A 12,674-nucleotide genomic window follows, 5' to 3' on the forward strand; every position below is an offset into this window, starting at 1 on the left:
AGTCAGCCCTTGGGTTGGACGATCTGGTCGCGCAGGGTGGCCAGCAGCGCGGCACTGTCGCTGACGGAGAGCCGGGTGAACACCCCGGTGGCGATGCTGCCGTAGTCAACCGAGGTGCAGACGACGACGTCGTCGGCATCGGACTGGCCAACCGCGCATCGTTCGTGCCGGCCCCGCACACCGGTGTCCACGCTTTCGGGGGCGTCCAACGAGTAGCGCTCGGTGAGCCGGCTGATCTCGGCCTCCGCCTCCGACTCCGGGTTCAACCGGAAGCCCGTGCCGCCGAAGACCGTCACCTGCTTGCCATCCGAGGTGGAGTAGACACCAGCGAAGGTGTCCTCGGCCAGCAAGTGCTCCTTGCGTACCTCGCTCTCCAACTGCTGGGCGGTCTCCGCGCTGTGGTTGTCCTGGCGCAGACTCAGGTCGTCCACCTGCACGGGCAGTGACGCCCGGACCGGGTACTGGGCCGAGATCGGGAACCCGTAGTAGGCGGGGCAGCCGCAGCAGCACGCCAGGGTGAGCAGCAGGAACCACGGCCAGCGGCGACGTCGGCGGACCGGCACCGGCACGTACCCCTTGGGGGCCTGCCAGCCCGGCGGCGGCGCCGAAGGTGGCGTGGCAGATCGCCTGCCCCGGCGCTGCTTCGGCGCTGGGGGCGGTGGCGCGGGCGGCGACATCGGCCGGGTCGGGATGCTGGGCACGGCGCCCTGTGGCGGCCTCGGGGCGGCCGCCGGAGACACCGGTTGCGGCCCGACCGGGGCAGCGGGCGGACCGGACCACTGCCGGGTCGCCCGCGGCGTCGGGTAGTGCGTCGTCGGGGGCAGCGGGGGCAGCTCGGCGGAGGGCAGGTCCCAGCCGCCGGTGTCCACGCCAGCCCACGGGTCGACCGGGGTCTGGTGCTCCGGCGGGCCGACGGGCACGGGCGGCGGCGGAGTCGGCTCGGCCGACTCGCCCCAGGCGGGTCGGCGCGGCCGTGGGGGCGGCACCGGCGCCGAGCCGCTCCACCGGGGCGCGGGGACCTCCGCGGTGGCGGCGGCCTCGGCCTGGTCCGAGGGGGCCGGCTGATCCGGAGTCTCGGGCTGCGTCGGGGGTTCCGGCTGGTCCGACGGTACGGGTGGGGCGGTCGGCTCGTCGGCGGCCGCCGGATCCCGGTCCGGCTCTGCGCCCGGGGTGCTCCCGTCGGCCGGCCGTGCTCCCGGCTGGGGCTCCGGCATCGCGGCAATCTCCTCTCGCGCCGGTCCGAGGTTAGTACCGCGCCGCCACCGCCAGGCGGGCGCGTATCCTTGGGCATCATGAGTGCCACGTCCCCGACGCCGCGTGCGGCCGCGACCAACTCTGGCGAAGACTCCAGCTCGGCGCGTCTGACGCCGGGCCGCGACCTGGAGCCATCGGTCTGGTCCCAGCTCGAGCCGCTGCTGCCCCAGGTTTCCAAGCCCATCCAGTACGTCGGGGGCGAGTTGGGCGCCGTGACCAAGGACTGGGGCGCGGCCACCGTGCGCTGGGCGCTGATGTATCCCGACGCCTACGAGGTGGGCCTGCCCAACCAGGGCGTGCAGATCCTCTACGAGGTGCTCAACGAGCTGCCCGACACCCTCGCCGAGCGGACGTACGCGGTCTGGCCGGACCTGGAGACCCTGATGCGCACGCACGGCGTGCCGCAGTTCACCGTCGACGCGCACCGGGCGGTCCGCGACTTCGACGTGTTCGGCATCTCCTTCTCCACCGAGCTCGGCTACACCAACATGCTCACCGCGATCGACCTGGCCGGCATGCCGATGCTGGCCGCCGACCGCACCGACGCCGACCCGGTGATCGTGGCCGGCGGGCACGCCGCGTTCAACCCGGAGCCGATCGCCGACTTCATCGACGCCGCGGTCCTCGGCGACGGCGAGGAGGCGGTTCTGGAGATCACCGCGATCGTCCGGGAGTGGAAGGCCGAAGGCTCCCCGGGTGGCCGCGACGAGCTGCTGCTGCGGCTGGCCCGCACCGAGAGCGTCTACGTGCCGCGCTTCTACGACGTCGACTACCTCCCGGACGGGCGGATCCAGCGGGTCGTGCCAAACCGGGCGGACGTGCCGTTCCGGGTGCACAAGCGCACGACGATGGACCTGGACGCCTGGCCGTACCCGAAGAAGCCGCTCGTGCCGCTGGCCGAGACCGTGCACGAGCGGTACGCGGTGGAGATCTTCCGAGGCTGTACCCGGGGCTGCCGGTTCTGCCAGGCCGGCATGATCACCCGTCCGGTGCGGGAGCGGTCGATCACCACGGTCGGGCAGATGGTCCGCGAGGGCCTGGAGTTCTCCGGCTTCAACGAGGTGGGCCTGCTGTCGCTCTCCTCGGCGGACCACTCCGAGATCGGCGACATGTGCTCGGGCCTCGCCCAGCAGTACGAGGGCACGAACGTCTCGCTGTCGCTGCCGTCGACCCGGGTGGACGCCTTCAACATCGACCTCGCGCAGGAGCTGTCCCGCAACGGGCGGCGTACCGGTCTGACCTTCGCCCCGGAGGGCGGGTCGGAGCGGATCCGCAAGGTCATCAACAAGATGGTGTCGAAGGAAGACCTGATCCGCACCGTCGTCACCGCGTACACCAACGGCTGGCGGCAGGTGAAGCTCTACTTCATGTGTGGCCTGCCCACCGAGACCGACGAGGACGTCCTCGAGATCGCGGACATGGCGCACGAGGTGATCAAGGCCGGTCGGGCCGCCACCGGCTCCAAGGACATCCGCTGCACGGTCTCCATCGGTGGTTTCGTGCCGAAGCCGCACACCCCGTTCCAGTGGGCCGCGATGGAGCGTCCGGAGGTCATCGACCACCGGCTCAAGATCCTCAAGCAGGCGATCAACTCGGACCGTTCGCTGGGCCGGGCCATCGGCTACCGCTACCACGACGGCGAGCCGTCCCTGATCGAAGGGCTGCTCTCCCGGGGTGACCGCCGGGTCGGCTCGGTGATCCGCAAGGTGTGGGAGAACGGCGGCCGCTTCGACGGTTGGAGTGAGCACTTCTCCTACCAGCGCTGGGTCGACGCGGCTGCCGAGACGCTGCCCGCGTTCGGGGTGGACCTCGACTGGTACACGACCCGGCAGCGCGAGGAGCTGGAGGTCCTGCCCTGGGACCACCTGGACTCGGGCCTGGACAAGGACTGGCTCTGGCAGGACTGGCAGGACTCGGTCAGCGAGTTCGAGCAGGACGACTGCCGATGGACGCCCTGCTTCGACTGCGGGGTCTGCCCATCGATGGACACCGAGATCCAGATCGGCCCCACCGGCAAGAAGCTGCTGCCGCTCACCCCGTTGGGCGGCAGCGGTATGAAGGTCCCGGCAGGCGGCCACTCCCACTGACCGCCCGTCGCAGGGCAGCGCCTGGCGGCGGTGAGCCACTAAACTCCACATCCGACATGTCACCCAACGGGTCCGCGTCTCGCGGGCCCGTTGGCGCTGGTCGGGCCGCACCGCGCGCAACGGTCGACGGTGCGGCCCTCGTCGGCATCGACGACGGCTGGTGCGGCGTGACGTCGGCCGGGCTGCCCCGACTGGGTCAGACTCGATACGCTGGGTCCGACATGGACCGACCCGGTGGGTCGGGAACGGGGGAGGAAGCTAATGGGGACCATTCCGCCGCCGAACACCGGCGATCTACACGTCAGCGTCGAGGACCTGGACGCCGCGGCGGCGTACGTCGAGCGGCTGAAGCAGTACGTCGACGACACCATCAGCTACGAGATGGAACGCGTCAAGGAGCGGATGAAGGGCGACAGCAACAGCGCCCAGAGCGTCCCGAACGGCACCCCCTTCGGCGCCTACGAGGACGCCCGCATGCAGTGGCAGGCGCTGACCAAGTCCACGGGCAACATGGAGATGCACCTCAAGACGCTCTCCCAGAAACTCGCCGCGCTGAAGCAGGGCACCGAGGACATCGCCAAGGCGTTCCGTGACACCGAAGAGCGCAACGGCGCCAACGGCAAGGAGATCGAGCGGCTACTCGAGGCGGCGGCTCCGCCGCCCCCTGCCGGCGGCGCGCCCATTTACCCGTACACGGCCTGAGGGGGACGTCATGGCTGGAGGAACCTGGGAGCGGTGCGTCCGCGAAGTGACGCTCTCCGCGGACCCGGAGACGGTCGGATCGGTCGGGCAGGGGTGGGGCAACCTCTCCTCCGGCCTGACGCAGCTGCGGGACGCGCTCGTCGGCCGATCGTTCGTCGGCCCGATCGCCACGGGTCAGGAGCGCCCGCACGTCGGTGGTCTGCCCGGGATGCTCGCCGGTTGGAAGGGCAGCGGCGGTGACGCCTACCGCGAGCATCTGGGCCAGATCGGTAAGCAGATCGAGGATCTGATCACCGATGCGACAAACGTCAGCGGCGCGTTGGGGCGGATCGAGACGGACATCCGCACGGCGGTCGCCTCGATCCCGATCCCGCTGGGGGACGACTTCGGCATCAACGAGTGGAGCCTGCCCAACGGCACCGAGCTCGACGACGCCCGCGACGGCGAGAGCGCGTCGGGTTTCCTCGCCGCGCTGCGCAAGGACTACCAGAGCAATCCCGCGTCGTACGCCGACGGCGCGTTCCGCGACAAGGCCGACGACCTGGAGGCGACCATGAAGGTCGACGGCCAGGCGGGTGACCACAAGCGGGGTGGTTGGTGGGACACCAAGTCCCATCTGGACAACTGGTACCGGGACAACCAGCAGGCGGCCAACACCGCGATGTCACCGCTGCCCGCGGCCGTGTACACGGAGCGTCCGAAGCTGGTGGTGGGCGATCCGAACAACGAATCGGACACCTATCGCCCTGACGATCGGACACCGCCGAAGGGACGACCTGACGTCGGCGACATCGGTGGCGGCGGTGGCGGCGGTGGTGGTGGTGGCGGGTTCGACGCCGGCGGCGGCCCGAGCATCGGCAAGCCGCCCGGCGGCGTCGACATCGGCGGTGGGCCGACGTCTGTCGGGGGCCCGTTCTCCCCGCCCCCGTCCAGCGGATTCGGCGACGACTCCTCCACCGGTGGCGGCTCCGGATCGTTCAGCCCTCCGCCCACCGGTTCGGGATATCCGGGTGCCGACGACGGCTACAGCACCGGTCTGGCCGGCGCCGCGCCCAGCAGCATTGGCACCGGATACGGCGGCGCCGGTGGCGGCCTCGGTGGCTCCAGCCTCGGTGGCGCCGGCGGTGGTTTTGGTGGCGGCGTTGGCGCGGGCGGTGGCATCGGGTCCGGCGGCGGTGGCCTGGGCGCCGCCGGCGTGGGCAGCATGGGCGGCATCCCCGGCATGATGGGTGGTGGCAACGGCAAGGTGCCGCCGATGACGAGCGCGGCGAACGCGCTGCGCACCGCCGCAGGCGCAGGCGCAGGCGCGGGCGGCGCCGGCCTGGCGGGCGGCGCGCGTGGCGGTGCCGGGATGGGCGGCGGCATGATGGGCGGCGCGGGCGGCGCCGGACACGGCGGCGGTGGTGGTACGGGTTCTGAGCACTCGTCGTGGTTGACTGAGGACGACGATCCGTGGGGTCCCGGTGACGGGGCATCCCCAGGCATCCTGCGATGAGGACGAACGGATGACAGTGAACGTCGGAGCGCTCCGGCCGGCTGCGGCCTGCCTGCTGGCGGGGCTCCTGGTGCTGGGGGCCGCCCAGCCGGCGGCGGCGGCACCTCGGCGAGCCGAGCAGTGGTATGTGGACGAGCTCCGGATCGCGCAGGCGCACAAGTTGTCCACCGGGCGGGGCGTGGTCGTGGCCGTGCTCGACAGCGGCGTCGACGCCAACCATCCGGACCTGAAGGGCCGGGTGCTTCCCGGTCGCCGCAGCTACGGCGCCAGCGGAGACGGACGGGCCGACGAGGATGGGCACGGCACGCACATGGCTGGCATCATCGCGGCGACGAACGCCAGCCCTGACGGCGTGGACGGCATTGCCCCCGGCGTGAAGATCCTTCCCATCAAGCTGAACGCGGGTAAGGACGCACCGTACGACGATGAGGCGCTCGTCTTCGGCATCCGGATGGCCGTCGATGGTGGCGCCAAGGTGATCAACATGTCACTGGGCAAGCCGTCGGTCGCCACCCCCGAAGAGATCAGCGCCATCCAGTACGCCTTGGACCACGACGTCGTCGTGGTGATCGCCGCCGGTAACACCGCCAAGGGCAGCGTCAAGGTCGATGCTCCCGCCAATGTCCCCGGCGTGATCGCCGTGACCGGGACGACCCGGGGCGGCAAGTTCTGGTCCGGGTCGGTCCAGGGTCCGGAGGCGGTTGTCGCCGCACCCGGCGATGACATCTACAACGCCGGCCCGGACAACGGCTACGGCTGGGGCGACGGGACCTCCGACTCCACGGCGATCGTCTCCGGCCTCGCCGCGTTGATCCGATCGAAGTACCCGAACCTCGACGCCCCCAATGTGATCAACCGGATCATCCGCACCGCCAGGGACGCCGGTCCCGCCGGCCGGGACCCGCAGTACGGCTTCGGCCTGATCGACCCGGTGACCGCACTGAGCGCGAACGTGCCGCCGGTCACCGCGAACCCGCTACTCGCCCCGACCGCCGCGACCGCCGACCCGGCGCCGACCCAGACCGCCGACGCGGCCGAGGAGTTCGACGTCACCCAGCATGGGGATCGCGGTGGCCCGACGGATCAGCAGGTCATGGTGGTCGTCATCGGTGTCGCCGTGGTGTTGGTGCTGCTGTTGGGGCTTGCGGTGTTCCTGATCTGGAACCGACGTCGGTACCGCCGTGAGGCGGCCCTGGCCGCCAACGTCCCGGACCACCTGCTCGACCAGGAACCTCCCGGCGGATACGGGCCACCAAGCGGATACGGGCCACCAGGCGCTGGTTACCCCCCGCCTTCCGGCTACGCCCCGCCGGGTGGTGGGTACCCGCCGCCTCCCGGGTACCCCCAGCCTCCCGGGTACCCCCAGCCTCCCGGGTACCCCCAGCCTCCCGGCTACGCCCCGCCGAGTGGTGGTTACCCCCCACCGTCCGGCTACGCGCCGCCCGGTTACGGCCCGCCTGGTGGGCCACCGCCGCCCCCACCGGGGAGCGGCAACCGGTCCTGATCGTGATGGCCGGCCGGTTGACCTGCGGGTTTGCCGGCCGGCCATCTGCGTTCCGGTAGGTGATTGTGGTCCTATCGACTGGTTTGAACCGGTTCGCCAGGGCAGGACACCCGCCCCGGATGCGTACCGTCACGGGCACTGCGCCAGGATGGGTGGACACGCAGGTACACCCGAGGAGCCCACGATCGCCAAGAAGCCTCAACCCGAGGGCGGCCAGGCCCCGGTCGTCCAGCGCGTCCGAATCCGGTACGCCAAGCGCGGCCCGCTGCGGTTCACCTCGCACCGGGACTTCGCCCGGGCGTTCGAGCGCGCGCTGCGCCGGGCTGCCGTACCGATCGCATTCTCCCAGGGCTTCCACCCGCACCCGAAGATCTCCTACGCCAGTGCCGCGCCCACCGGGGTGGCGAGCGAGGCGGAGTACCTGGAGATCGGTCTTCAGGCGGCGGTCGACCCGGAGCAGTTGCGGGCCGCGTTGGACGCCGCGCTCTCGCCGGGGCTGGACGTGTTGGACGCCGTGATCGCCGAGGGGGGCAACCTTCCGGACCGGATCGAGGCGTCGCACTGGCACATCGAGTTGCCCGAGGTCGACACGGAGGTCCTACGCGCGGCAGTCGACGCTTTCCTCGCGGCCGAAGAGGTGTTGGTCGAGCGGATGACCAAGCAGGGCCGACGCACTTTCGACGCCCGCGCGGCTGTGATATCTATCGATGTCCTCGCGCCAACGCCGACGCCTTCCGGGGCGCCGGCCGTACCGTGTGCGATACTCGAACTGGTCGTGCGGCAGGTCACCCCGTCCGTACGGCCCGATGACGTCCTTTCCGGCCTCCGCGTGGTGGCCGACCTGGAGCCGCCGGTTTCGCCGAGGGTGACCCGGCTGGCTCAGGGCACGTTGACCGCGCAGGGTGCGATCGTGGATCCGTTGGATGCGGACCGCGACGGGGCAGCCATCGTTGGGCACTGACCGACGGTCCGTGCTCTGGCAGGCAGACTTCGGCGGTCGCGCACCACGCGCGCCCGGCGGAAACACTTTTGCGGCGACCCTGCGTGGCAGCGCTCACACGCGCCCGGGGCAGCCAGAACTGGAGAACGTCCATGCTCGAGAACGAGCCCGAGGGCGGCGAACGGACCGGTTCACAGCCGGCCGGTGAGACCGCCGACCACAGCACCAGTGCCGACGGTGCCCCCGTCGCGACCCCCACCACGGCTGTTGGTTCAGCCTCGGTGGACCCGAGCGGCGCGGAGAGCGCCGAGCCCGCCGCGCCCGTGCGGCGTACCCGGGCGACCCGTCGTCGGGCCGCCCCGCTCAACCAGCCGGAGCAGACCGACGCGCCGATCGAGGCGCCCACCGTCGACGCCGGCAGTGCTGAGTCGCCGCAGGCGGAGGTCTTCGCCCCGATCTCCGGCGACCTGGACGTCGCCCCGAAGACCCCCCGGCGCCGCCGCAAGGCCACCCCCGTCGAGACGACCGCCGATGAGCCGTTGGTCGCCGCTTCCGCGGAAGCGGCCTCGGCCGAGGTGGTCCCGCCGGTAAAGGTGACCCGTACCCGGCGTAAGAAGGCCACGCCGGCTGCCGTCGAGGAGCCGCCCGCGGTCGAGGAGCCGGTCGCCACGGAACCAGCCGCGATCGAGGAGCCGGTCGCCGAGGAGCCCGTCGTCGCCGAGGAGCCCGCGGAGTCCGACCTGCGCGAGGCCGAGGCCGAGTTGAACGACACGGAGGCCACCCCGAGGGCGGCCGCCGCCGAGCTGGCCTGGACCAGTGGCGCGCAGGAGCGCTCCGGTGAGGTGTCCCCAGGTGCCGCTGTCTCCGGTGTGACCGATGAGCCGGCCGAGGTCGAGCCGGAGCAGCCCCGTACCCGTCGTCGGAGGGCCGCCCTCTCCGCGCCCACCGTGCTGTTCATGGCACCCCAGCCGGACGCTGTGCCGGTGACCCGGCCGGTCGAGCCCACCCCGGTCGCCGAGGAGCCGGCAGTCGAGGAGGCCGCAGAGCCGTCCCGCCGCCGCCGACGTGGTCGCCGTGAGGTCGAGCCGGTGGAGCCGGTCGAGGCGATCGAGGCCGAGGAAGAGCCGACCGAGGAGGCCGACGAGGCCACCGAGGCGGATGAGGACGACGAGGATAGCGCCGCCGCGCGCCGCCGCCGCCGGCGTGGTCGCCGCGGCCGGGGCCGGGGCAAGGGCGGGGCCGACGACGCCGAGGACGAGGAGTCCGAGGAGGCGGCGCAGGCCGAGGAGGAAGAGACCGCCGAGGTCGAGGCCGAAGGCGACGAGGACGAGGAGTCCGAGGGCGGGGACGGCTTGACCCGTCGCCGTCGGCGGCGTCGTCGCCGAGGCGCTGGCGACACGGAGGGTGCCGCCGACGACGGCGTACCGACCGTGGTGAAGATCCGCGAACCGCGCCGGACCGTCGACGAGGTGCAGGGGGTGTCCGGCTCGACCCGGCTGGAGGCCAAGCGCCAGCGCCGCCGGGATGGCCGGGAGCAGCGGCGTACGCGGCCGCCGATCCTCAGCGAGTCGGAGTTCCTGGCGCGCCGGGAGGCCGTCGACCGCGTGATGGCGGTCCGCCAGCGCGGAGACCGTACGCAGATCGCCGTCCTGGAGGACGGCGTGCTGGTCGAGCACTACGTCACCCGCAACTCCTCCGGCACGATGGCCGGCAACGTGTACCTGGGCAAGGTGCAGAACGTGCTGCCGAGCATGGAGGCGGCGTTCGTCGACGTCGGCCGGGGTCGCAACGCGGTGCTGTACGCCGGTGAGGTCAACTGGGACACCTCCGGTCTGGAAGGGCGCGCCCGCTCGATCGAGCAGGCGCTGCGCTCCGGCGACTCGGTGCTGGTCCAGGTCACCAAGGACCCGATCGGGCACAAGGGCGCACGGCTGACAAGCCACATCGCGCTCTCCGGCCGGCACCTGGTCTACGTGCCCAACGGCAACGCCTCCGGGATCAGCCGGAAGCTGCCGGACAACGAGCGCAAGCGTCTGCGGGACGTGCTCAAGAAGCTGGTCCCGGACGGCGCGGGCGTGATCGTCCGTACGGCCGCCGAGGGTGCCAGCGAGGACGAGCTGGCCCGTGACGTCAAGCGGCTGCAGGCGCAGTGGGAGGACATCCAGGCCAAGGCCGCCGAGGGTGGTGCCCCGGCGCTGCTCTACGGCGAGCCCGACCTGGTCATCCGGGTGGTCCGGGACCTCTTCAACGAGGACTTCCGCGAGCTGGTGATCGAGGGCGAGCAGTCGTACGACATCGTCGAGTCGTACCTGTCGCACGTCTCCCCGGATCTGGTCGACCGGGTGCGTCGGCACGTCGGCACGACCGACGTCTTCGCTGAGTACCGGATCGACGAGCAGATCATCAAGGGCCTGGACCGCAAGGTCTTCCTGCCCTCCGGCGGCTCGCTGGTGATCGACCGTACCGAGGCGATGACGGTCGTCGACGTCAACACCGGCAAGTACACCGGCTCCGGGGGCAACCTGGAGGAGACCGTCACCCGCAACAACCTGGAGGCGGCGGAGGAGATCGTCCGCCAGCTCCGGCTGCGCGACATCGGCGGCATCGTGGTGATCGACTTCATCGACATGGTGCTCGAGTCGAACCGTGAGCTGGTGCTGCGCCGACTCACCGAGTGCCTGGGCCGGGACCGCACCAAGCACCAGGTCACCGAGATCACCTCCCTCGGCCTGGTGCAGATGACCCGTAAGCGGATCGGCGCGGGCCTGCTGGAGGCGTTCAGCGAGACCTGCGAGTGCTGCAAGGGTCGGGGCGTCATCATGCACACCGAGCCGGTGCCGGAGAAGCCGCGCCCTGCCGGTGCGGGGGAGAAGGTCAAGGCGGTCGCCTCGTCGGTTGCCGCCGCTCCGGCCGCCGAGCAGGGCACCGCCTCGTCCCGCCGCCGGGCGCGTAAGAACGCCCCGGTTGAGCGGGCCGCGGTGGAGGTCGTCGACACCGACACCAGCGCCGAACCGGACGCCGACTACCAGGACACCATGGGCTACGACCTGTCCCGCTACGAGTCGGACACCGCCGCCGCGCCGGCGATCTCCGACAGTCAGCAGGGAGAGTCGGCTCGGCTGGCTGCGGCGGACGACCCGGACGCGCTCGCCGACGGCGACGGCGACGAGGAGAGCACCGAGGGTGGCGCTGGCCGTCGCCGTTCACGTCGGGGTGGCGCCCGCCGGCGTACCCGCCCCTGACCGCCTGACCGGCCAAGTGTTTGGCGAGGTCCCTTCCCCGGCAAAGTGACGGGGGAGGGACCTCGTCGTTGCGGCCACCCCGGTCCAGGATCGGCCGTCCCGGGTCAGGAGAAGAAGATGCGTCGTCTGCTCGCCGTCACCGCGCTGGTCACCGTGCTCTTCGGCGCGGCGGGCTGTTCGGCCGACCGGCCCGCGACTGTCGGGTCGGGTCCGACGGGTGTGACCACCGAGGGCCCCGCCCCGGCGGCTGGTGACACGTCCCCCGGGGCGGCCGCCCTGCCGGCCAGTGGTGGTGCGGCGAGGGGCATCTGTGCCGCCGCCCAGCAGGCCAGCACCAACGCCGTCCGGACATATGTGGCGGAGCTGGGTCAGATGATCGCGGCGGTGGGTGCCGGGGACAGCAGCGCGGCCGAGGCTGCCCGCAGGCGGGCCGAGGCGGCGCTGGCCGGCTGGCGGACCCAGCTGCGGGAGCAGTCGGAGCGGGCCACCGATCCGCAGCTCAAGACTCTGCTCACCGACATCGGCACCGAAGTGGCCACGCTGAGCGTCGACGTCGAGTCGATCGACGAAACCGAGCTCGACCGGCTCCAACAGCGCCTCGACCAGCTCTGCGCGCGCTGACCAGGGCGGGCCGGTTTGGGGTCTGGGCCAGCAATGGCGTACTCTTGCCTGCGGCGCACTTTTGGTGTGCCGAGTTCCCGTGTGCCCGCGCCGCCGTGCACTGCTACCCGGCGAGCCGCCGCGGGGACAACCGCCAGCAGCCTCAACGACAGGGAGTCCGCCTCCGATGTACGCGATCGTCAAGACCGGCGGCAAGCAGTACAAGGTCGCCGAGGGCGACGTGATCGAGGTCGAGAAGCTCACCGGTGCCCCCGGTGACGCGGTGAAGCTCACCGCGGTGCTCCTCGTCGACGGTGACGACCTGGTGACCGACGCGGCGAAGCTTGCCGAGGTCGCGGTGTCCGGCGAAATTGCCGCGCACACCAAGGGCCCGAAGATCCGGATCCACAAGTTCAAGAACAAGACTGGCTACCACAAGCGCCAGGGTCACCGCCAGCCGTTGACCCAGGTCAAGGTGACCGGCATCTCCAGCGGGAAGTAGGTCGTCCTCCAATGGCTCATAAAAAGGGTGCGTCCAGCTCGCGTAACGGTCGTGACTCCGCGGCCCAGCGACTCGGCGTGAAGCGCTTCGGTGGTCAGGTCGTCAGCGCCGGTGAGATCATCATCCGGCAGCGTGGCACCAAGTTCCACCCCGGTGACCTGGTCGGCCGTGGCGGCGACGACACGCTGTTCGCGCTGTCCGCCGGTGCGGTCCTGTTCGGCACCAAGCGCGGTCGTAAGACCGTCAGCATCGTTCCGCAGCAGTAGTTCTCGGGCTAAGCGGGCCGCGGACCTCCGGGTCCCGGCCCGCTTAGTTTTTTTTCGAAGTGCGGGGTTGGACCTCGCTGGA

The 12,674-nt window shown here is 71.4% G+C and carries 10 protein-coding genes; 9 read left to right on the top strand and 1 reads right to left on the bottom strand.

The annotated features are described in order from the left end of the window. Positions 1-2: 2 nt before the first annotated feature. Positions 3-1,214, bottom strand: a complete 1,212-nt coding sequence (locus tag ACLQ28_RS31995) for a hypothetical protein (RefSeq protein WP_425689990.1) — start codon at positions 1,212-1,214, stop codon at positions 3-5. A 78-nt stretch (positions 1,215-1,292) separates the two neighbouring features. Between ACLQ28_RS31995 and ACLQ28_RS32000 the strand changes: the two genes are divergently transcribed. The 9 genes from ACLQ28_RS32000 to rpmA all read left to right on the top strand — a co-directional run bounded on the left by ACLQ28_RS32000 (position 1,293) and on the right by rpmA (position 12,592). Continuing rightward, positions 1,293-3,341 carry a TIGR03960 family B12-binding radical SAM protein gene (locus ACLQ28_RS32000; protein ID WP_425689991.1) on the top strand — a complete coding sequence of 683 codons (2,049 nt, stop codon included), beginning with the start codon at positions 1,293-1,295 and terminating at the stop codon, positions 3,339-3,341. Positions 3,342-3,602: 261 nt separating this feature from the next. Continuing rightward, positions 3,603-4,043, top strand: a complete 441-nt coding sequence (locus ACLQ28_RS32005) for a hypothetical protein (protein WP_425689992.1) — start codon at positions 3,603-3,605, stop codon at positions 4,041-4,043. Positions 4,044-4,053: 10 nt separating this feature from the next. Then, complete coding sequence (locus ACLQ28_RS32010) at positions 4,054-5,538, top strand: WXG100 family type VII secretion target (RefSeq protein ID WP_425689993.1); 1,485 nt, start codon at positions 4,054-4,056, stop codon at positions 5,536-5,538. Between the two features lie 10 nt (positions 5,539-5,548). Next, positions 5,549-7,042, top strand: a complete 1,494-nt coding sequence (gene mycP, locus ACLQ28_RS32015; RefSeq protein WP_425689994.1) for a type VII secretion-associated serine protease mycosin — start codon at positions 5,549-5,551, stop codon at positions 7,040-7,042. Between the two features lie 148 nt (positions 7,043-7,190). Beyond that, the gene (locus ACLQ28_RS32020) at positions 7,191-8,003 is read left to right on the top strand and encodes a TIGR03936 family radical SAM-associated protein (protein ID WP_425689995.1); all 813 of its coding nucleotides are present in this window, start codon (positions 7,191-7,193) and stop codon (positions 8,001-8,003) included. 131 nt (positions 8,004-8,134) lie between these two features. Further along, positions 8,135-11,224, top strand: coding sequence for an Rne/Rng family ribonuclease (locus tag ACLQ28_RS32025; RefSeq protein WP_425689996.1), 3,090 nt, complete (start codon positions 8,135-8,137; stop codon positions 11,222-11,224). A gap of 117 nt (positions 11,225-11,341) precedes the next feature. Continuing rightward, positions 11,342-11,845 carry a hypothetical protein gene (locus tag ACLQ28_RS32030; RefSeq protein ID WP_425689997.1) on the top strand — a complete coding sequence of 168 codons (504 nt, stop codon included), beginning with the start codon at positions 11,342-11,344 and terminating at the stop codon, positions 11,843-11,845. A 166-nt stretch (positions 11,846-12,011) separates the two neighbouring features. Next, entirely contained in the window at positions 12,012-12,326 is a 315-nt protein-coding gene (gene rplU, locus ACLQ28_RS32035) for a 50S ribosomal protein L21 (RefSeq protein ID WP_007464063.1), read from the top strand. Positions 12,327-12,337: 11 nt separating this feature from the next. After that, a complete protein-coding gene (gene rpmA / locus ACLQ28_RS32040; protein WP_007464062.1) occupies positions 12,338-12,592 on the top strand; it encodes a 50S ribosomal protein L27 in 255 nt (84 codons plus the stop codon). Positions 12,593-12,674 lie beyond the last annotated feature (82 nt).

Source organism: Micromonospora sp. DT201 (genome assembly GCF_049841575.1).
Classification (GTDB): Bacteria; Actinomycetota; Actinomycetes; order Mycobacteriales; family Micromonosporaceae; genus Micromonospora.

Bases quoted from the DNA above. Each gene is read 5' to 3' on its own strand.
- ACLQ28_RS32000 (WP_425689991.1), top strand. From the start codon at position 1,293: ATGAGTGCCACGTCCCCGACGCCGCGTGCGGCCGCGACCAACTCTGGC.
- mycP (WP_425689994.1), top strand. From the start codon at position 5,549: ATGACAGTGAACGTCGGAGCGCTCCGGCCGGCTGCGGCCTGCCTGCTG.
- rpmA (WP_007464062.1), top strand. From the start codon at position 12,338: ATGGCTCATAAAAAGGGTGCGTCCAGCTCGCGTAACGGTCGTGACTCC.
- ACLQ28_RS32030 (WP_425689997.1), top strand. From the start codon at position 11,342: ATGCGTCGTCTGCTCGCCGTCACCGCGCTGGTCACCGTGCTCTTCGGC.
- ACLQ28_RS31995 (WP_425689990.1), bottom strand. From the start codon at position 1,214: ATGCCGGAGCCCCAGCCGGGAGCACGGCCGGCCGACGGGAGCACCCCG.
- ACLQ28_RS32010 (WP_425689993.1), top strand. From the start codon at position 4,054: ATGGCTGGAGGAACCTGGGAGCGGTGCGTCCGCGAAGTGACGCTCTCC.
- ACLQ28_RS32025 (WP_425689996.1), top strand. From the start codon at position 8,135: ATGCTCGAGAACGAGCCCGAGGGCGGCGAACGGACCGGTTCACAGCCG.
- ACLQ28_RS32005 (WP_425689992.1), top strand. From the start codon at position 3,603: ATGGGGACCATTCCGCCGCCGAACACCGGCGATCTACACGTCAGCGTC.
- ACLQ28_RS32020 (WP_425689995.1), top strand. From the start codon at position 7,191: ATGGGTGGACACGCAGGTACACCCGAGGAGCCCACGATCGCCAAGAAG.
- rplU (WP_007464063.1), top strand. From the start codon at position 12,012: ATGTACGCGATCGTCAAGACCGGCGGCAAGCAGTACAAGGTCGCCGAG.